20 protein-coding genes are annotated in these 19,354 nt (G+C 70.6%); 7 read left to right on the top strand and 13 right to left on the bottom strand.

Features of this window, described 5'->3' with window-relative positions:
- The first annotated feature begins 130 nt into the window (after window positions 1–130).
- Window positions 131–787 carry a TetR/AcrR family transcriptional regulator gene (locus FHU35_RS13185; protein ID WP_145739063.1) on the top strand — a complete coding sequence of 219 codons (657 nt, stop codon included), beginning with the start codon at window positions 131–133 and terminating at the stop codon, window positions 785–787.
- A gap of 1 nt (window position 788) precedes the next feature.
- On the opposite strand, the gene FHU35_RS13180 is transcribed toward FHU35_RS13185, so the two are convergent.
- The 5 genes from FHU35_RS13180 to FHU35_RS13160 all read right to left on the bottom strand — a co-directional run bounded on the left by FHU35_RS13180 (window position 789) and on the right by FHU35_RS13160 (window position 6,041).
- Window positions 789–2,129: a uracil-xanthine permease family protein gene (locus FHU35_RS13180; protein WP_145739061.1), complete on the bottom strand. Its 1,341-nt coding sequence runs from the start codon at window positions 2,127–2,129 to the stop codon at window positions 789–791.
- A 107-nt stretch (window positions 2,130–2,236) separates the two neighbouring features.
- A complete protein-coding gene (locus FHU35_RS13175; RefSeq protein WP_145739059.1) occupies window positions 2,237–3,235 on the bottom strand; it encodes a TIGR03842 family LLM class F420-dependent oxidoreductase in 999 nt (332 codons plus the stop codon).
- Between the two features lie 11 nt (window positions 3,236–3,246).
- Window positions 3,247–4,641, bottom strand: a complete 1,395-nt coding sequence (gene hydA / locus FHU35_RS13170; protein ID WP_145739057.1) for a dihydropyrimidinase — start codon at window positions 4,639–4,641, stop codon at window positions 3,247–3,249.
- A gap of 12 nt (window positions 4,642–4,653) precedes the next feature.
- Window positions 4,654–5,496: a nitrilase-related carbon-nitrogen hydrolase gene (locus FHU35_RS13165; RefSeq protein WP_145739055.1), complete on the bottom strand. Its 843-nt coding sequence runs from the start codon at window positions 5,494–5,496 to the stop codon at window positions 4,654–4,656.
- A 140-nt stretch (window positions 5,497–5,636) separates the two neighbouring features.
- A complete protein-coding gene (locus FHU35_RS13160) occupies window positions 5,637–6,041 on the bottom strand; it encodes a DUF5313 family protein (protein WP_145739053.1) in 405 nt (134 codons plus the stop codon).
- 216 nt (window positions 6,042–6,257) lie between these two features.
- On the opposite strand from FHU35_RS13160, the gene FHU35_RS29280 reads away from it, so the two are divergent.
- Entirely contained in the window at window positions 6,258–6,416 is a 159-nt protein-coding gene (locus FHU35_RS29280) for a hypothetical protein (RefSeq protein ID WP_186459403.1), read from the top strand.
- Between the two features lie 48 nt (window positions 6,417–6,464).
- Here the strand turns inward: FHU35_RS29280 and FHU35_RS13155 are convergent, their stop codons facing one another.
- Window positions 6,465–7,631, bottom strand: a complete 1,167-nt coding sequence (locus FHU35_RS13155; protein WP_145739051.1) for a fumarylacetoacetate hydrolase family protein — start codon at window positions 7,629–7,631, stop codon at window positions 6,465–6,467.
- A 300-nt stretch (window positions 7,632–7,931) separates the two neighbouring features.
- On the opposite strand from FHU35_RS13155, the gene FHU35_RS13150 reads away from it, so the two are divergent.
- Together FHU35_RS13150 and FHU35_RS13145 are read left to right on the top strand one after the other, a co-directional pair.
- Window positions 7,932–8,492: a hypothetical protein gene (locus FHU35_RS13150; RefSeq protein WP_145739048.1), complete on the top strand. Its 561-nt coding sequence runs from the start codon at window positions 7,932–7,934 to the stop codon at window positions 8,490–8,492.
- Window positions 8,493–8,549: 57 nt separating this feature from the next.
- Window positions 8,550–9,350 carry an SDR family oxidoreductase gene (locus FHU35_RS13145; protein ID WP_145739046.1) on the top strand — a complete coding sequence of 267 codons (801 nt, stop codon included), beginning with the start codon at window positions 8,550–8,552 and terminating at the stop codon, window positions 9,348–9,350.
- Between the two features lie 6 nt (window positions 9,351–9,356).
- On the opposite strand, the gene FHU35_RS13140 is transcribed toward FHU35_RS13145, so the two are convergent.
- Both FHU35_RS13140 and FHU35_RS13135 read right to left on the bottom strand, forming a co-directional pair.
- Complete coding sequence (locus tag FHU35_RS13140; RefSeq protein WP_145739044.1) at window positions 9,357–10,361, bottom strand: NADP-dependent oxidoreductase; 1,005 nt, start codon at window positions 10,359–10,361, stop codon at window positions 9,357–9,359.
- A 73-nt stretch (window positions 10,362–10,434) separates the two neighbouring features.
- The gene (locus FHU35_RS13135) at window positions 10,435–11,427 is read right to left on the bottom strand and encodes a pirin family protein (protein WP_145739042.1); all 993 of its coding nucleotides are present in this window, start codon (window positions 11,425–11,427) and stop codon (window positions 10,435–10,437) included.
- A gap of 79 nt (window positions 11,428–11,506) precedes the next feature.
- On the opposite strand from FHU35_RS13135, the gene FHU35_RS13130 reads away from it, so the two are divergent.
- Window positions 11,507–11,818 carry a GNAT family N-acetyltransferase gene (locus FHU35_RS13130; RefSeq protein WP_145739040.1) on the top strand — a complete coding sequence of 104 codons (312 nt, stop codon included), beginning with the start codon at window positions 11,507–11,509 and terminating at the stop codon, window positions 11,816–11,818.
- 78 nt (window positions 11,819–11,896) lie between these two features.
- The gene (locus FHU35_RS13125) at window positions 11,897–12,880 is read left to right on the top strand and encodes an aldo/keto reductase (RefSeq protein ID WP_425474128.1); all 984 of its coding nucleotides are present in this window, start codon (window positions 11,897–11,899) and stop codon (window positions 12,878–12,880) included.
- 37 nt (window positions 12,881–12,917) lie between these two features.
- On the opposite strand, the gene FHU35_RS13120 is transcribed toward FHU35_RS13125, so the two are convergent.
- The 5 genes from FHU35_RS13120 to FHU35_RS13100 all read right to left on the bottom strand — a co-directional run bounded on the left by FHU35_RS13120 (window position 12,918) and on the right by FHU35_RS13100 (window position 18,907).
- Window positions 12,918–13,700, bottom strand: coding sequence for a methyltransferase domain-containing protein (locus tag FHU35_RS13120; protein ID WP_186459401.1), 783 nt, complete (start codon window positions 13,698–13,700; stop codon window positions 12,918–12,920).
- 97 nt (window positions 13,701–13,797) lie between these two features.
- On the bottom strand, window positions 13,798–14,583 hold the full coding sequence (locus FHU35_RS13115; RefSeq protein ID WP_145739034.1) for a class I SAM-dependent methyltransferase: 786 nt from the start codon (window positions 14,581–14,583) through the stop codon (window positions 13,798–13,800).
- Between the two features lie 59 nt (window positions 14,584–14,642).
- Window positions 14,643–16,793: an ATP-binding protein gene (locus FHU35_RS13110; RefSeq protein WP_145739032.1), complete on the bottom strand. Its 2,151-nt coding sequence runs from the start codon at window positions 16,791–16,793 to the stop codon at window positions 14,643–14,645.
- A gap of 160 nt (window positions 16,794–16,953) precedes the next feature.
- Window positions 16,954–17,739 carry a class I SAM-dependent methyltransferase gene (locus tag FHU35_RS13105; RefSeq protein WP_145739029.1) on the bottom strand — a complete coding sequence of 262 codons (786 nt, stop codon included), beginning with the start codon at window positions 17,737–17,739 and terminating at the stop codon, window positions 16,954–16,956.
- A 58-nt stretch (window positions 17,740–17,797) separates the two neighbouring features.
- Complete coding sequence (locus FHU35_RS13100) at window positions 17,798–18,907, bottom strand: VIT1/CCC1 transporter family protein (RefSeq protein ID WP_145739027.1); 1,110 nt, start codon at window positions 18,905–18,907, stop codon at window positions 17,798–17,800.
- A gap of 207 nt (window positions 18,908–19,114) precedes the next feature.
- Between FHU35_RS13100 and FHU35_RS13095 the strand changes: the two genes are divergently transcribed.
- Window positions 19,115–19,300 carry a hypothetical protein gene (locus tag FHU35_RS13095; protein ID WP_145739025.1) on the top strand — a complete coding sequence of 62 codons (186 nt, stop codon included), beginning with the start codon at window positions 19,115–19,117 and terminating at the stop codon, window positions 19,298–19,300.
- Window positions 19,301–19,354: the final 54 nt, after the last annotated feature.

The raw sequence follows: 19,354 nt of genomic DNA, 5'->3' as shown, positions 1-19,354 counted from the left end.
TGGTGACCTCAACGCCGCAGGTAGGACGAAACTTCCTGCCGCCGGGGAAAATGGATCGCTTCCATCCCCTTAACGGAGTACCCGGCGTGCGACAATCCGCCGGAAGCACACCAGGGCCGAATCGAGGATCATGACCACCGAAACGACGCCCCGACTGCGCGCAGACGCACGCCGGAACCGGGACCGGATCATCACCGCCGCTCAAGCCGTGTTCACCGAACGCGGGACCGAGGTGCCCATGGAGGAGGTCGCTCGCACCGCCGGTGTCGGGGTCGGCACGCTCTACCGGCGCTTCCCCGACCGCGACTCGCTGATCCGTGCCGTCGCGCACGACGCGTTCGACACGGTGTTGCAGGACACCCGCGCCACCATCGAGCAGGAGCCCGACGCGTGGCGCGCGCTGAGCCAGATCATGCACCGCGGCATGGCGCTGCGCACCGTGGTCCGGCTGACCGTGCTGTCCACCAGGGCCCGGTCGATCATCAACTCAGATCCCAACACCGAAGCGGTGAACAACGAGTTCCTGCTGCTGGTCGACGGCCTGGTCCGGCGCGCTCAGGCGGATGGTGCCCTGCGCGACGACATCAGCACCGGCGACATCGCGGTGCTGAGCTCGCTGGCGCTGCAGGGCGTGCAGTCGCTGCCCGAGGAGCTGCGCAACCTCGCCCCCGCCCGCTACATCGCGGTGCTGCTCGACGGGCTGCGCGCCCAGAACAGCCGCCCGCTGCCCGGCAGGCCGATCACCGCCCAGGAGGTCGTGGTCCGCACCCCCGAGCGGGAGGACTGAGTCAGGTCCTGCGCGCGCGGGCCGCGCGCAGGACGTGGTAGCCGATCAGCGTGACCAGCGTGCCCAGGGCGATGCCGCTGAACTCGAACGACGGGGTGATCTGCAGGGACACCCCGCCGATGCCGGCGACGAGCCCGGCTGCCAGCGGCAGCAGGTTGACCGGGTCGGCGAAGTCGACCTGGCTCTCGACCCAGATCTTGGCGCCGAGCAGGCCGATCATCCCGTAGAGCACCACGGTGATGCCGCCGAGGACTCCGCCTGGCGTGGCGGCGATGACCGCCCCGAACTTGGGGCAAAGCCCGAAGGCGATGGCCACGATCGCCGCCACCCAGTAGGCCGCGGTGGAGTAGACCCTGGTCGCGGCCATGACACCGATGTTCTCGGCGTAGGTGGTCGTCGGCGGCCCGCCGACGGCGCTGGAGAGGGCGCTGGCGAAGCCGTCGGCGAAGATCGCGCGGCCGAGGCTGCCGTCGAGCCGGCTGCCGGTCATCTGCTCGACCGCCTTGACGTGCCCGGTGTTCTCCGCGATCAGCGCGATCACGGCCGGGAGCACGACGACGATGGCCGCCAGGTCGAACGAGGGCGCGTGGAACTGCGGCAGCCCGAACCACGGCGCGTCGCCGACGCCGCTGAGGTCCAGCCGCAGGTGGGTGCTGACGTTGCCGTCGGCGTCCGGCGCGGTGATCGGCCCGAAGGCCGCGTCGAACGCCCACGACAGCGCGTACCCGGACGCCAGGCCGAGGAACACGGCGATGCGCCCCCAGAAGCCGCGCAGCAGCACGCTGGCCGCCAGCACGATCATCATGGTGAACAGCGCGACCCACTGGTCCTGCGGCCAGTAGGTCTCGGCGACCACGGGCGCGAGGTTGAAGCCGATCAGCATCACCACGGCACCGGACACCGCCGGGGGCAGGATCCGGTGGATCGCCCGGGTGCCGAGGAAGTGCACGAGCAGCCCGACGGCGCCCAGCACGAACGCGCAGACCAGGATGGCGCCGGTGACCGCGGAGCTGTCCCCGCCGCCGGCGCGGATGACGGTCACCGCGCCGACGAACGACGCGCTGGAACCGAGGTAGCTGGGGATCTTGCCCTGCACGATGAGCAGGAACAGGATCGTGGCGACGCCGGAGACCATGATCGCCAGGTTCGGGTCCAGCCCCATCAGGACCGGGAAGACGAACGTCGCCCCGAACATCGCCACCACGTGCTGCGCGCCGAGGCCGATGGTCCGGCCCCAGGAGAGCCGTTCGTCGGGCGCGACGGCGTCGCCGGGGCGAGGCGTTCCGCCGTCGCCGTGCAATCGCCAGCCGATGCCCAGCTTGGCGCCCAGTCCCTGCCGCATGGCACACCTTCCTCGTTCCACCCGCGCCGCGGGACCGCTGAACCGAGCGGAACTCTACAAACCGGCTGCGGTGTGATCGCCGCCGCGCCCACCGGTCGCGGCGGCGATCACGGACGGGAGGGGATCACCTCGTGCCCGTAGGCGCGGAGGGTCTCGTCGATCGCGTCGTGCATGGCGTAGACGGCGAACTGGTCGACACCGGCCTCGCGGAGTTCGGCGAGCCGGTCCCGGTGCGCGGCCGCGGGCCCGATCAGGCAGAACCGGTCCACGATCTCGTCCGGCACGAAGTCGGTGCTGGCGTTGCCGGCCCGGCCGTGGTGCGAGTAGTCGTAGCCGTCGCGCTCCTTGATGTAGTCGGTGAGCGCGGCGGGCACGGACTTGCCGGTGTCGCCGTAGCGGGACACCAGGTCGGCGACGTGGTTGCCGACCATGCCGCCGAACCAGCGGCACTGGTCGCGGGCGTGCGCGAGGTCGTCACCGACGTAGGCCGGCGCCGCCACGCAGACGGTGATCTCGCTCGGGTCGCGCCCGGCTCGTCGCGCGGCGTCGCGGACGTGCTCGACCATCCACCGCGTCAGGTCCGGGTCGGCGAGTTGCAGGATGAACCCGTCGGCCTGACGTCCGGCCAGCTCCAGGGCCTTCGGCCCGTAGGCGCCCATCCACACCGGCAGGTGCCCGTCGCGGACCCACGGGAGCCGGACGGGCGTGCCGCCCGGCGACGCCTCGCGCCCCTCGGCGAGGTCCTTGATCACCGACATGGCCTCGCCCAGCGTGGCGAGCGTGGCCGGGTCCCCGCCGGTCACGCGCACGGCCGAGTCACCGCGGCCGATGCCGCAGACGGTCCGCGGGCCGTACATGTCGTTGAGGGTGGCGAACAGCGACGCGGTGACCGTCCAGTCGCGGGTGCTGGGGTTGGTGACCATCGTGCCGACCCGCAGCCGCTCGGTGGAGGCCAGGATCCGGCTGTAGATCACGAACGGTTCCTGCCAGAGCACGCACGAGTCGAACGTCCAGCCGTGGGTGAAGCCCAGCTCTTCGGCCTGCTGCATCCGCCGCACCACCTCGGACGCGGGCGGGTCGGTCTGCAGGACGACTCCGAAGTCCATGGCCGCTCCTCCTAGGTCAGGTACCCGCAGGTCTCGCGCCGCAGGAACCGCCCTCTGCCCGGACGTCCCCGGTAGTCGCCGTCGTCCACGACGACTTCGCCGCGCGAGAGCACCGTGCGGGCCCGGCCGGTGACCCACCTGCCCTCGTAGGCGTTGTAGTCGACGTTCATGTGGTGCGTCTCGGCCGAGAGGATCTGCTGGGCGGACGGGTCGTAGAGCACGATGTCGGCGTCCGCGCCGGGCGCGATGGTGCCCTTGCGCGGGTGCAGCCCGAACATCCGGGCCGGTGCCGTGCTGGCCAGCTCCACCCAGCGGCGGCGGCTGATCCGGCCCGCGACGACGGCGTCGTGCAGCAGGTCCAGGCGGTTTTCCACGCCGGGGATGCCGTTGGGGATCTTGGAGAAGTCCTCGCGCCCCAGCTCCTTCTGCCCGGCGAAGCAGAACGGGCAGTGGTCGGTGGAGACCACCGACAGGTCGTCGGTGCGCAGCGCCCGCCACAGCGATTCCTGGTGCTCGGCTGGGCGCAGGGGTGTGGAGCAGACGTACTTCGCGCCTTCGAACTCCGGGGCGTCGAGCTCGTCGACGCTCAGGAACAGGTACTGCGGGCAGGTCTCGCCGAAGACGTTCAAGCCGTCGTGGCGGGCGCGGGTGATCTCGGCGACCGACTCGGTTGCCGACACGTGCACCACGTACAGCGGCGAACCGGCCACTGTGGACAGCTTGATCGCGCGGTGGGTCGCCTCGGCCTCCAGCAGCGGGTGCCGGACGCGGCCGTGCTGCTCGGGGCCGGTCCGGCCGGCTTCCAGCGCCTGGCGGACCAGCACGTCGATCGCGATGCCGTTCTCGGCGTGCATCATGATCAGCGCGCCGTTGTCACCCGCCTGCTGCATGGCGCGCAGGATCTGCCCGTCGTCGCTGTAGAACACGCCCGGGTAGGCCATGAACATCTTGAAGCTGGTGATGCCCTCGCCCACGAGCGCGTCCATCTCCTTGAGCACGCCGTCGCCGACGTCGGAGAGGATTCCGTGGAAGCCGTAGTCGATGGCGCACTGGTCGTCGGCCTTGGCGTGCCAGGCCTCGACGCCCTCGCGCAGCGTGCCGCCGACGGGCTGGATCGCGAAATCGATGATCGTGGTGGTCCCGCCGAAGACCGCCGCGCGGGTGCCGGTTTCGAAGGTGTCGGCGGCGAACGTGCCGCCGAAGGGCATCTCCATGTGGGTGTGGGCGTCCACCCCGCCGGGGATCACGTAGCGGTCGGTGGCGTCGAGAACCGTGTCAGCGGTCCACTCCTGCGCCACATTGGGCGTGGCGACGGCGGCGATCGTCTCGTCCTCGATGAGGACGTCGGCCCGGACCTCCTCGGTCGCGGTGATCACCAGTCCCCCGCGGATCACTGTTCTGCTCATCGCGGCACTCCCTCAGGGCCGGGTCAGCGGGCCGTAGGCGTCGGGACGGCGGTCCCGGTAGAAGGCCCACTTGCGGCGGACCTCGTCGATGACCTCCAGGTCCAGGTCGCGGACCAGCAGCTCCTCGTCGGCATCGCCGGCCGGGTCGCCGACGAACTGGCCGTAGGGGTCGACGAAGTAGCTGCTGCCGTAGAAGTCGTTGTCGCCGTACTCCTCGACTCCGACGCGGTTGATGGCCGCGACGAAGTACTCGTTGGCCACCGCAGCGGCGGGTTGTTCGAGCTTCCACAGGTAGGACGACAGCCCGCGGCTGGTCGCCGAGGGGTTGTAGACGATCTGCGCCCCTGCCAGGCCGAGCGCCCGCCAGCCCTCCGGGAAGTGCCGGTCGTAGCAGATGTAGACGCCGACGCGGCCCACGGCGGTGTCGAAGACCGGCCATCCCAGGTTGCCGGGGCGGAAGTAGTACTTCTCCCAGAACCCGGGCAGGTGCGGCAGGTGGTGCTTGCGGTACTTGCCGAGATAGCTGCCGTCGGCGTCGATCACCGCGGCGGTGTTGTAGTAGAAGCCGGGTCCGTCGAGCTCGAAGATCGGCACGACGACGACCATCGACAGCTCGCGTGCGAGCGCGCGCATCCGCTGCACGGTCGGGCCGTCCGGCACCGGCTCTGCCCAGCGGTGGTGCTCGTCGTCCTGGACCTGGCAGAAGTAGGGCGCGTTGAACATCTCCTGGAATCCGATGATCCGGGCGCCCTGCGCTGCTGCGCGCCGGGCGTGCTGCTCGTGGACGTCGACCATGCTCCCGGTGTCACCGGTCCACTTGGCCTGCACGAGCGCTGCGCGAACGACGTGTGACATCGGTGCGGCCCTCCTCGCTCCGACTCCTCCCGCCGGTTCCGGCGCGAGTTGAACCGAACGTAGGCCCACCGGTGAGCACCCGCATGATCGGGAGATCACGCGGCGCTACAGCGAGTTCTCGCGAAAGCGGCGCGCGGGGCTCATTCCCACCAAGGGCGGTACCCGACGCCGTGCTTGTTGGCGCGATCCACGTCCCGGCGCATGGTCCGGGTGTCGCGAGCCACGCCGGGCGGGAAGCCGTGCTTGATGGCGCGGTGCTCGCCGGTCTCGCCCATGTAGCAGACCGAGTAGAACAGCCCCACCAGCAGACCGAGGGCCAGCGAGCTCAACCGGATCCACATCGGACCGGGCAGCAGCATCAGCACGGCGCAGAACGGGGCGAGCTGGGTCAGCGCGCGAGCGAGGTGGCGCAGGACCCAGGTGCGGCAGGTGACGTCGTGCAGCACCCACTCGGCGCACCGGTCCGGGAGCTTCCCACCGAAGGCGTACCAGACCCATTGCGCCGCGTTGGGTCGCGAGGTCGGCGCGGGCGGTGTGGTCGCCATATCTCCAGGTTAGTCCTCGTCGCAGTGCTCAGGAGCCCTCCGTTCGGGCCTCCGCGGCCGATCCTATGCACCCGTTGCCACGCGACATGACGCGACCACGCTCAGTGTTGTGCATCACATTTGGGCGATCTTGCACCACCTTCGCGGGTGAAGCGCGTCCCAGTAGTAACGAGGGATTGCGAGAGCTCGATAGCGCAATCGAGAAGGGGAGGAAAAGTGTTCGTCGTCGTCGTGGCAATGCTGCTGGTTCTGGTTCTGGGGTTCGTGATGTTCACCGACGCGCTGGACGGCACCGGGTCGATGAGCACCCGGCGGGGGCTCAAGGATCTGGCCGTGCAGGTGAAGCGCAACGCTCGCCTGTCCGACCACCACTGAGCGCGGTCGCGTCACCGCGGGCGTGCGGCCCGCGGTGATCCCAGGGGGTCAGAGGAGTCCGCGGTGGACCAGGTTGGCGAGCAGGGAGCGCACGCCGAAGGTCCACTGCGGACACCGCTCGCTGCGGTCGACCCGGTTGGCGAGGGTGCCCAGCTTCGGGGTGGAAATCCGCACCACATCGCCGACCTGGTGGGTGAAGCCCTTTCCGGGAGCGCCGCGATCCTCCGTGGGAGCGAAGAGGGTCCCGGTGTAGAGGATCAAGCCGTCCGGGTACTGGTGGTGCCGACCGAGCGCGGCAGCGGCCAGGTCCTCGGGATCTCGGCTGATCTCCCGCATGGAGCTGTGCCCGTCGAGGACGAACCCGTCCTCACCGCGGACCTCCAGCCGAACGTCCAGACCCCGCACGTCGTCCAGTCCGAAACCGTCGTCGAAGAGCCGCAGGAACGGTCCGAGAGCAGCCGAGGCGTTGTTGTCCTTGGCCTTCGGCAGCAGCAGGGCGCTGCGGCCTTCGACGTCGCGCAGGTTCACGTCGTTGCCGAGGGTCGCGCCCACGATCGCGCCGTCGCTGCGGATCGCCAGCGCCACCTCGGGCTCGGGGTTGTTCCACTCCGAGCCCTCCGCGATGCCGATGTCGGCACCGGCTCCCACCGCCGACAGCAGCGGCGCCTTCGTGAAGATCTCCGGGTCCGGACCGAGCCCGACCTCCAGGTACTGCGACCACAGGCCGTCGCGCACCAGCACTTCCTTCACCGCGCGGGCCTCGTCCGAGCCGGGTCGCACGGCCGCGAGAGCGCCGCCGATCGCTGATTCGACCTGGTCGCGGATCTCCGCCGACCGAGTCACGTCACCGGCCGCGCGCTCCTCGATGACCCGCTCCAGCATGCTCTTGACGAAGGTGACGCCCGCCGCCTTGAGCACCTGCAGGTCTGCCGGCGCCAGCAGCCTCGGTCCCGGTCCGCCGCTGAAGGTCTCGGCCAGCACGCCTTCCCACGACCAGCTCTTGCGACCGGGGGCGGTGCGGGCGAGCTCGGCGGGATCGCGGTGTTCGAGCAGATCGGTCAGCGTGGGCGTCACGCCGGTGAGGTCGATGAGTTCGTCGCCGCGGAGGGCGACGACCGCCGGGCCCGCCTCCTGCGGATCGTGCAGCCGACCGACGAGGGTCGCCGCGTCGCGATCGGTGGGCAGGACGTCGCTGGGGTCGTCGAGCAGATTCACGTCGCACCTCTCGTTCGCCTCGACGGCAACATAGCGCTCCGAACACGGCACGCCCCGCGTTCGCGAGCGGAACGCGGGCCCGCGACCGGGCGAACGAGGCTGCGGCCGAGTGGCGGGGCGGTGCTGGCGGGTGGTCGGTCGTGTGACGTAGGGTTCGAGCGGCCTCACTCTTTCGGGTGAGCGCTCTTGGTCAGAACGGATCATCCGACAGTGGGGTGAGTTGCAGTGGGCAGGTCGTCGTTGGCGCGATCCAGGCGTGGGCGCCACCGCCGCGGTGCCGTCGCGCGGTACACCGCACCGGTGCTCGGGTACACGACCGCAGCGGTGCTCGCGGTCATCGCGATCACCAGCGCGCACTACTCGCAGACGCGCGCGGACGAGGTGGCGACGCCGGGGACGGCCAACGCCGCCCGCGCCCAGGGCGCGGCTCCGGCCAGGCAGTACCTGCCGCAGCTGACGCTTCCGGAGCACAGTCCCGGCACTCCCCCTTCGGTGCCGAGCGCGCCGCACCCCGCGCCGACCACGCAGGCGATCGCCGAGCCCGAGCCGGTGGCCGTCACCACGTCGACCGAGCCGTCGGCCACGCGCGAACCCGCGCCGTCGACGACGTCCGAACACCCGAGCTCGACGCCGTCGACCAGCACGCCGGTCCCGAGCGAGCCGAGCCCGCAACCCACGCAGCCCTCGGAGACGACCCAACCTTCCGAGCCGAGCGAGACGACCGAACCACCGACCTCGGAACCCACGCAGCCCTCGGAACCGGACGAGACGACCGAACCGAGCACGCCCTCGCAGCCGGGACTGCTGCCGCTGGTCGGCGGCGTGGTGGACGGCCTGACGGACCCGCTGCTCGGACGCTGACGCCGCTCGCGGGCGCGGCCCACCGGTGGGATCGTCGATCCCAGGAGGTGCCGGCCCATGGAAACGGTCGCGATCACCGGTGGCACCGGCCACCTGGGGCGTCAGCTGGTGCGCCTGCTCAAGCCCACGCACCGGGTTCGGGTGCTCACCCGGCACCCGGGCACGGACCCCGAAGTCCAGTGGGTCCCTGGAGATCTCGCCACGGGCGCGGGCGTCGAGGAGCTCGTCGCCGGAGCGGGAACCGTGGTGCACGCGGCGACCTCGTCGCCGTCCGCCCAGCGCGGATTCCTCCACCCCGCCGACTTCTGGCGCAGTCCTCCGGAGGTCGACGTCGACGGCACCTCACGGCTGATCGAGGCCGCGACGTCGAACGGTGCCGGGCACTTCCTCTACGTCTCGATCGTCGGCATCGACCGCCCCGCCCTGCCCTACCTGCGGCTCAAGCACACGGCCGAGGAGCTGGTCAGCGTCGCCGACGTGCCGTGGTCGATCACGCGCGCCACCCAGTTCCACTGGCTGCTGGACCGGATGCTCGGGCGCGCGGCCCGGCTTCCCGCCGTCCCGCTGCCCCGGTCGCTGCCCGCTCAACCGGTCGACGACCGCGATTTCGCCGGCCACCTCGCCCGATGCGTGGCCGAGGGCCCCGCGGGGCGGCGTCCTGACTTCGGCGGGCCCGAGGTGCTCACGCTGGACCAGGTGGTGCGCAGCTGGCGCGAGGCGCGCGGCGCGAACCTGCGCACCTTCGGCGTCCCTGCGCCGAAACGCCTGCGGCGCATCGCGTCCGACTTGACCTGCCCGAACGATCGGCACGGCCGGACCACCTGGGCGGAGTGGCTGCGCGACCACCCCGCCCAGTGAGGGTGATCAGGCGATCTTGACCAGCATCTTGCCGGTGTTGTCACCGCGCATCAGGCCGAGGAACGCGTCCGGCGCGTTGCGGAGGCCCTCGACGACCGTCTCGCGATAGTTGATCTTGCCTTCGGCCAGCCAGGTCCCGACCTCGCTGAAGAACGCGTCCTTGACGTGCGCGTGATCGCCCACGATGAAGCCCTGCACCTTCAGGCGCTTCTGCACGATCATCATCAGGTTCCGCGGGCCGGGCTGCGGGCTTTCGTTGTTGTACTGCGAGATCATCCCGCACTCGGCGGCGCGGCCGAAGTCGTTGAAGGCGAAGATCGCGGCCTCGAGGTGCTCACCGCCGACGTTGTCGAAGTAGACGTCGATGCCCTCGGGCGCGGCCTCGGCGAGCTGCTTGCGGACCGGGCCGTCGTGGTAGTTGAACGCCGCGTCGAAGCCGGCCTCGTCGAGCAGGTACTTGACCTTCTCCGGCGAACCGGCGCTGCCGATCACCTTCTTGGCGCCGCGCAGCTTGGCGATCTGGCCGACCAGCGAGCCGACCGCACCCGCAGCGCCGGAGACGAACACGACGTCGCCCTCCTTCTGCTCGGCGACGTCGACCAGGCCGGCGTATGCGGTCATGCCGGGCATGCCGAGCACGTAGAGGTAGGCGCTCGGCGGTGCGACGTTCGCGTCGACCTTGGTGGCGTGCTTGGTGGGCACCACCGCGTAGTCGCGCCAGCCCAGCATGTGCAGCACGAGGTCGCCGGGCTCGTAGCCCTCGGCGTTGCTGGTCACGACCTCGCCGACGGCGCCGCCCTGGAGCGCTTTGCCGACCTCGAAGGGCGGCACGTAGGACTTGCCCTCGTTCATCCGGCCGCGCATGTACGGGTCGACGCTCATGACGAGGTTGCGCACCAGGACTTCGCCCTCACCCGGCTGCGGAGCCTCCGCCTCGACGAAGTCGAAGTTCTCCATCGTCGGCAGCCCCTGCGGACGGGACGCGAGGCGGATCTCCAGACCCTTGCTCATCAACTGATCCTTTCATCAGAACACTTTCCCCGGACTCTACGACGGTGGTCCGCCGGCAGCGACGGCGCCTTGATCACGACCGGTTCCGGACGCGCCCCCGCGCCCGCAGCGCCGCGTTGGGCAGCGCCGGAGCGGCCAGCGCCGGCGCCGCGTACCCGCGCACGACCCCGAAACGGCCCTGCGCGTCGGAATCCTCGCGACCCCGCTCCCACTCCGCCCGCGCCTGAGCGACCTCGTCGTGGGTAGTGCCGACGAAGTTCCACCACATGACGATCTCCTCCTCGAAGGGCACCCCGCCGAGCAGCATCGCCCGTCCCGCTCCCGCGGCACCGATCGTCACGTCCTCGCGACCCCTGCCCACGTAGAGCATGTCGCCGGTGCTCACCTGCTCCCCGTTGACCGTCAGGTCCGAGAGCGCGAGCACCGCGTGCTCGAAGTCCTCCTCGACCGGGATCCGCATGCTCGCACCCGGCTCGGTGGTCAGCTCCGCACCGAGCAACGGCGTGTAGGTCTTGGCCGGAGAAGTGCCACCGAGCAGCGAGCCCATCAGCACGGTCGCCGAGCCCTCCGGCGTCGAGATCACCGGCAGGTCGCCGTGGTGCTCGAAGTGCGGGTCGACTCCGCGCCGGGCCTCGGGCAGCGCCACCCACAGCTGCACCCCGTGCAGGATCGGCGCGTGGTCCGCGGGCGATTCCTCGGAGTGCGAGATCCCGACCCCGGCGGTCATCAGGTTCAGCTGCCCCGGCTCGATGAGCTGGGTGTTGGCGAGGCTGTCGCGGTGCAGCACCTGGCCTTCGAGCAGCCAGCTGACGGTCTGCAGACCCGTGTGCGGGTGCGGCGGGACCTGCATCCCGGCCTGCCCGGCGATGTCGGCCGGCCCGAAGAAGTCGGCGAAGCACCAGGCCCCGACCATCCGTCGATCGCGATTCGGCAGCGTACGGCCGACGAGCATCGCCCTCGGCCCGCCCAGCGGCACCTCCCGGGGCCGCAGCAGCTCAGGTTCCGGAGCCGCGGTCGCCACGCCTCCGCAGGCCAGTTCGTCGGGTTGTTTCTCGACGTTGCTCACGTCCTCAGCCTCCTCCATCAGCCGCACGCGTGCACAATGATGGTTGAAGCATCATCTACTCGTCGACGGGAGCACATCAGTGAGCACCGAACCCGAGATCAAGGACAACCCCGACGCCAACCGGTTCGAGATCCTCGTGGACGGCGAACTCGCGGGTTTCGCCGAGTACCGGCTCAAGACCGGCCAGATCTCGTTCACCCACACCGAGATCGACGACAACTTCAGCGGCCAGGGCCTGGCCGGCAAGCTGGTCCGCGCCGCCTTGGACGAAGTCAGGAGCCGCGAGCTGCGCGTGCTGCCGTTCTGCCCCTACGTGCGCGGCTGGATCGCCAAGCACTCCGACTACCTCGACCTGGTGCCCGCCGAGCGCCGAGCGGGTTTCGAACTGTGAGCTCCCGAGCCACGAGCGCCCGCGGCCGCCCCGATTAGGCTGGCCGCGATCAACACCGATCCGATCAGGAGTCGATCCGTGCCCACGATTCCCCCGCGTCGCCGACTCGGCCGAGGCGGTCCCGAGGTCAGCGCCATCGGTTACGGCGCGATGGGCCTCTCCGGCGTCTACGGAAGCGCCGACGACGCCACGTCACAGCAACTGCTGAACGACCTGCTCGATCTCGGGGTGAACTTCCTCGACACCGCCGACGTCTACGGCGACGGCCACAACGAGAAGCTGATCAGCACCCTGCTGGCCGGCCGGCGCGACGAGGTCGTGCTGGCCACGAAGTTCGGCGCGAACAAGGAGACCGGCGGCGGCAGGCCCGAATACGTCCGCCAGGCCGTGGAGGCCAGCCTGTCCCGGCTCGGCACCGATCACATCGACCTCTACTACCTGCACCGGCTCGACCGCACCACGCCCATCGAGGACACCGTGGGCGCCATGGGCGAGCTGGTCGCCGAAGGCAAGATCCGCTACGTGGGCCTCTCGGAGATCAGCGCCGCGACCCTGCGCCGCGCGCACGCGGTCCACCCGATCACCGCGGTGCAGCAGGAGTACTCGCTGTTCACCCGGGACCTCGAAGCCGAGGTGCTGCCGGCGGTGCGCGAGCTGGGCGCGAGCCTGGTGGCCTACTCCCCGCTGGGACGCGGCGTGCTCACCGGCGCCTTCACCAGCGTCGCCGACGTGGAGAACCTGGAGGTCCGCAGCCAGCGCTACCCGCGGTTCCAGGAGGGGAGCCTGCAGCGCAACATCGAGCTCACCCGGCCGCTGCGGGACCACGCCGACGCCCTGGGCGTCACGCCTGCGCAGCTCGCGCTGGCGTGGCTGCTGGCCCAGGGGCCGGAGGTCCTGCCGATCCCCGGCAGCCGCAACCTCGACCGCGTCCGCGCCAACGTCCAGGCAGCAGACGTCGACCTCGCCCCGGAACTCGTCGCGGAGCTCTCGGCCCGGTTCCCACCCGGCGCCGCAGCGGGCGAGCGCTACCACCCGGACGCCATGTCCAGACTGGACCGCTGACCACCGACGGCGTCCACCGGCCGCCGGTGGACGCCCGTCAGCCGGGTCTGCGCCCGCAGACCGAGTGGATCGTGCTGTTGTGGAGCACGAGATCGCAGGTGGGGTCGCCGAACCGGGCGAGAACCTCGTCGATGGCGTCCTGGCTCACCCGCCCAGATTCGATCAGCGGGTCCCGCATCTTCACGACCTGCACCTGAAGGCTGGGGCTTTCGGGCATGAGTTTCGGATAGGCCACCACTTCGGAGTCCACGTCGTGAAGGCCCGCATCGAGCATCATGCGCGTGAGCCTCCGCCCCAGGTACGGGTCTGGACCCATGCTCGCCAACAGGGAGATCAGCGCGCTGATGACCTCGTGCCAGGTCTCGTCCGGCGGGTCGGACAGCGGCATCGTGCTCAGGTCGCACTCCTCCACCAGCAAAGTGCCACCGGGTTTGAGAGCCGTGACGAGCTTGTCGAGGACCGCGCGGGGATCGTGCAGGTGCACGAGCACCAGCCGGACGGTGATCAGGTCGAACTCGGCCTCCCCGAGCGGATCTGCCGACACGTCGTGGCGGAGGACCTCGAGGTTGTCCGCGTCCAACTCCCTCAGCCACTCGGGTTCGAGGTCCGTGGTCACGACGCGGCCGGTGCTCCCGACCTGACCGGTGAGCCACCTCGTCACGGTCCCGATCCCGCCACCCACCTCCAGGCAGGACCACCCTTCGCCGATCCCGGTCTCCTGAATCCGGCGGCGCGTCAGCCGGTCGCACATCTCCGCCTGGACCCGCAGCCGCTCGTGCTCACCGTCCTCGGCCGTGTTGAAGATGTACCCGTCCGTCATGGAGCGCAGGCTCCTCGCGACCCCTTCCACAGCGCTTTCGCGGAAGCCGACGCGCGCGGGCTCACCCCCAGCGAGCCCGCGCACGTGAGACCTGCGGTCATGCTGGTCTCCGCCCTCGCGCGGAGACCAGCAGCGGCCCGTACACGACCAGCTCGCAGTACTCGTCATCGAAACGCGCGAGAACGAGGTCGACTTCGTCGGCGCTGACGAGTCCCGCCCCGACGAGCCGATCGCGCATCTCGGCGACCTGCGTTCGCCAACTCCGGATCGCGGGCATGCGTCGTGGGAACGCCACCGCCTCGGTCTCCACCCCGGTCAGACCGGCGGCGCTCAGGAGGCCGGGGAGCTTCGCGCCGAGATACGGATCGCCGCCGCCCGCGCGGATCGCCTCCGCTGACGCCCCTGCCACCTTGGAGCAGGTGGCGTCGGGCGGCTCGAACACCGGGAGCACTCGCATGTCGTAGTCCTCGACGAGCAACCAGCCACCCGGTACCAGCGCTCGACCGAGCTTGCCGAGCACGGCGAGCTTGTCCGGCAGGTGGGTCATCACCAGGCGGAGGGTGATCAGGTCGTAGACCGATTCGCCGATCTGATCCGTTCTGATGTCGTGCTCGACGACGTCGACGTTCGGCGAACCCAGCCCTCGGATCCACTTGGTCTCGAGGTCCGTGGCCACGACGTGCCCGGTGTGCCCGACCTGCTCCGCGAGCCACTCGGTGACCGTTCCGCTGCCCGCCCCGACCTCCAGGCACCGCCACCCCTCCCCCAGACCTGTGCTCTTGAGCCTGCGGAAGGTGACGGGATCCCACACCTGGGCGTGCGCCAGCAGGCGCTGGTGCTCCCCGGTCTCTGCGGTGTTGAACATGTAGTTCTGCTCTGTCATGTCCTCGAGAGTCGCGTCCGCGGGGTGCACGGGACATCCGTAAGAACGCGGAATCGGGTTCAGCCCACCTCGTCGGTTTCCACGCGGCGGGACAGCTCCCACGCCATGAGCTCGTTCCTCCCGGACAGGTCGAGCTTCTGCTTGAGGTGTTCGACGTGGGTCTCCACCGTTCGACGGGACAGAACGAGCTCGGCGGCGATCCGCTCGTTGCTCAACCCGTCGCCGACCAGGACCGCCACCTCGCGCTCGCGTGCGGACAGCGGGCGATCGGCCGCGTCCGGATGTTCGAGCGCGGCTGCCGCGAGCTGCTCGACCGTCATCGCCGCGCCCTGCGACATCAGTCGGGCCGCTGTGCGGGAGCCGACCTGGCGCGTGACGCGTTCGACCGCCTCATCGCTGAAGGTCATCATCGTGGACGGCATCCTGCTGCCGCGGCGCCCGACGGCCCTCGCCGCACCGGCCAGGCGGAGCGCCGCGCGATTCCGCCCCTCGTTCGCTGCCAGGCCGCTGGCCGCCCACAGCCAGTCCGGGTCGTCCATGAAGGGACCGCCGTCGCTGAACCCGGCCAGCACCGCCGCCACGTGGCGGCGGTGCGTCGAGGTGTCGCCCAGGTTGGCTGCGGCGAACGCGATCCCCAAGTGCGCGGTGGCCTCCAGCGCGGTGCTGCGCTGCTCGCGGCTCATGTCCAAGGCCTCCCGGCACGCCCGATCGCAGTCCTGCCACCGCCTCTCGGCGGCTCTGACCATGCCGAGCACCGTCCACGCCCATCCGCATCCGATCTCGTCCCCCTGGGCGGAGTGCAGCCGGATGCTCTGCTCGCAGAGGTCAGCGGCCCGCTGGAGATCGCCCGCCGGGCATTCGGCCAGAGCGAGGTTGCGCATACCGCGGGCGATTCCCTGGTGGTCGTCCAGGCGGCGCGCCACGTCGAGGCATTCGGTGAAGCAACGCCGGGCTTCCTCGTGGTCCCACTGGCGCCAGGCCAGCCTGCCGAGCCGGGTGAGAGCCTCGACCCTCGCGCGTTCCTCCGCGGTCCCGGCGTCCAGGAACTCCGCCAGCCACGCGCGGCCGTCGTTGATGCGTCCCCGCAGCTCCCAGAAGTACGCCAACGAGGTGGCCATGAGCAGGCCTCGCGCCTGGTCGTTCGCACGTGCCCAGCGCAACGCGGAGTGGAGGTTTCCCTCCTCCTCGGACATCGCGGCCAGGTGGCGTCCTCGGTCCCCCCGGCGCAGGCCGAGGTCTCCACGCCGGGCCACGGCTCGGTAGTGCTCGGCGTGGCGTGCGCGCGCTCGCTCCTCATCGGTCCCGAGAACAGCTGCTGCGTACTCCCGAATCGGTTCCAGGAGCCGGTAGCGCATCCCTCCGCCCGCGGTCTGGGCCACCACCAGCGAGTGGTCGACGAGCGCGGTGAGCTCGTCGAGCACGTCGACACCGGCCACGGCCGCCGCCGCTGCGAGGTCGAATCCGCCGACGAAGACCGAGAGCTGACCGAAGAGCCGCTTCTGCTCCGGGCTGAGCAACCGGTAGCTCCAGGCGACCGTCGCTTCCATCGTGCTGTGGCGATCCCCGCCCGCGAAGGTCTCGGCCTGGGCGAGCATCGGCAGAACGGTGTCGAGCCGGTGCAGGATCTGCACGGGTGTGAGCACGCGGGTCCAGGCGGCTGCGAGCTCGATCGCCAGGGGCAGCCCGTCCAGGCGCCCGCAGATCTGCGCCACGGCCGCGTCGGCGACGAAGTCCGGCCGGACCAGACGAGCGCGGTCGGCGAACAGGAGGGCCGCGGAGTCACCGTCCAGAGACGGCACCCGGAACAACTGCTCGCCGCTGACGCCCAGGCCGACTCGACTCGTGGCCAGGATCCGCGTCCTCGGGCAATCCAGCAGCAGGCGATGGGCGAATTCCGCGACTGCGTCGGCGAGGTGCTCGCAGTTGTCGACGATGAGCAGCGCCTCGGCCTCGGCCAACCGCGCGGTGATCATGTCGGTCGTCGTCGATCCGGTCTCCTGCGCGAAACCGAGTGCCGAAGCGAACGCGGTCGGCACCGCTCCGGAACCACTGACGGCCTCCAGGGCGACGAAGCCGCTGTGACCGCCGAGTTCGAGCGCGAGCCGGGTCTTGCCAACCCCCGGCGCGCCCACGAGCGTGACCAGCCGGGACTCACCGAGCAGCCCGGTGAGTCGCTCGGCATCAGCTGAACGCCCGAAGCACCTGGTCATCCGCGCTGGAGCTCGCTGCGATCTCAAGCGATCACCCCCAGGGACGGTGCTCACCGGCGCTTCTCGAACAGCCGCTGGCGTGCGGTGAACCTGCGTCGCCGAGCCGTCACCGCTCCAGCGTCAACGCAGCGCCTTTCACGGCGCGTTCACGGCCACGCCGTCACTCCGGCTTGCGGCCGGTGACCGAGACGAGGGTGGGGCCGTAGACGACGAGGTCGCAGTTCGGGTCGTCGAAGCGGGCGATCACGCTGTCGACCTGCTCGGCGGTCACCCAGCCACCCTGGACGAGGCGGGGGCCGACCTCGACGAACTGCTGGCGCCAGGCCTGGATGTCGGGGACGCGCCGGGGGAACGCCACCGCCTCGGCGTCGACGTCGAGCAGGCCCGCGCCCTCCAGCATGCCCTGCAGCTTGACGCCCAGCCGCACGTCCGCACCTGCCGCGTTGACGAGCTCGACCGAGGCTCCGGCGACGGTGTGCCAGGTGTCGTCCGGCGGGTGGCAGACCGGCAGGCTGCGCATGTCGTACTCCTCCACCAGCAGCCGGCCGCCCGGCACGAGCGCGTCGATGAGCTTGCGCAGCACCGCCTGCTCGTCGGCCTGGTGCATGAGCACGAGCCGGAGGTTGATCACGTCGTAGGCCTCCGAACTCAGCGGTTCGGTGCTGATGTCGTGCTCGAAGGTCTCGACGTTCGAAGCCTCGACGGTGCGCAGCCACTTCGGTTCGAGATCGGTGGCCACCACACCTCCCGTCGGGCCGACGCGGTCGGCGAGCCAGCGCACCACCGTGCCGGTCCCGCCACCGACCTCCAGGCAGCGAGAGCCCTCGCCGACGCCCAGGCCCTCGAGCCTGCGGAAGGTCAACCGGTCCCACAGCTGCGCCTGTCCGAGCAGGCGCGCGTGCTCGCCGTCGTCGGCCGTGTTGAACATGTACTTCTGAGTCGTCACGCCGGAAGTATCACCGCCCGCACCTCGCCGCAGGGCCGGAACGGGCGAGGCAGCGGCGTCAACCGGCGGTCGCGCCGAACAGAACTCCCAGCAGGTAGGTCACCCCGGCGGCCCCCAGGCCGATCGCGAGTTGACGCAGCGCGCGCGGCAGCGGCGCCGCTCCGGACAGCACGCCCACGGTGGCGCCGGTGAGCATCAGCGCCAGACCGACGAGCACCACGGCGAGCACGACCGCGGGGAGCCCGCTGAGTCCGACCAGGAAGGGCAGCACCGGGACCAGCGCGCCGGAGGCGAAGAACACGAAGCTCGACACCGCAGCGTTCAACCCCGACCCCACGACCTCGTGCTCACCGGGGTCCTCCGTCTCGCGCGGGCTCCCGGACTCGACCTCGGGATCGGCCTTCGCGGGAGGCGGGTTCAGCTGGAACCGCCGCAGCAATGCGTCAGCGCGGTGCTGGGCCTCGTCCTCGTCCATGCCCCTGGCCCGGTAGACCAGGGCCAGCTCGTTGGCGTCGACGTCCAGGTGCGGGACGACCGCGCGCGCCTCGGGATCCGGCGTCGCCGCCGCGAGGAGCTCCCGCTGGGAGCGGACCGAGATGTACTCGCCCGCCCCCATCGACAGGGCGCCCGCCAGCAGGCCGGACAGTCCGGTCAGCAGGACGACGCTGGTCGGCAGGTTCCCGCCGATCACGCCCAGAACGAGAGCGAGGTTGCTGACCAGGCCGTCATTGGCGCCGAAGACCGCCGCGCGGAACGAACCGGAGACCCGGGCCCGCCCGCGCGCCGCCAAGGCGCGCACGACCTCCTCGTGGATGCGCTCATCGGCGGCCATGGACGGAGGGACGTCCTGGTCGTAGTGGTACGGCGAACGGCTCTCCGCGCGCTGGGCCAGGGCCAGCACGAACACCGACCCGAAGCGGCGGGCCAGCGCGACCAGGAGCCGCATCCGGAAATGACCGCGCCTGCGCGGACCGATCTCATCGCCGAGCAGGTCTTCCCAGTAGCGGGCGTGCCGCTCCTCCGCCTCGGCCAGTCCCAGGAGGATGTCGCGCTCCTCGCCGGTGCGGCGATCCGCCAGGCTCCGGTAGACGCGGGCTTCCTCGCGCTCGTCGGCGAGTCGCCGGCGCCAGCGACGGATGGAGCGTCCGTCAGCGATCTTGTCGTGCACGCGCGAAGCCTCTCAGCGACGACCTCCGGTCACCACGCGACTCGCCGCCCACCCCTGCAGCTCGCAGCAGGTCACACCGCTCAGGCCGACCGCCCCGGCAAGCGTGTCCCAGACGTGACACGCGTGACCCGGTTGTGTGACGGGAGTGGCGGATGGGCGAGGTAGGGTTCCTGCGGCGCGCCGGGCGGACCGACGGAGGCTGATCGCATGAACCGCAAAGCCGTGACCGTGATCGTGATTCTCGTGGTGCTGGTCTGCGGCTCACTGCTGGTGCGCGACCCCGTCTCAGCCGCTGAAGCGGTACGCAACGCGGTCACCACCGTCTTCGGCGCCCTCACCACGGTCGTGACGTCCCTGACCACGTTCTTCGAGGCGTTGTTCCACGCCAAGTAGCACTCTGACGCCTGCTGCGCAGCGCGGGGAGCAGTAACCTGGGTTGGCAATGTC

The organism is Saccharopolyspora dendranthemae (genome assembly GCF_007829955.1).
In the GTDB taxonomy this organism is placed as follows: domain Bacteria; phylum Actinomycetota; class Actinomycetes; order Mycobacteriales; family Pseudonocardiaceae; genus Saccharopolyspora; species Saccharopolyspora dendranthemae.
The sequence above is the reverse complement of the archived record's forward strand: the minus strand, read 5'-3'. Positions and strand labels throughout refer to the sequence as shown.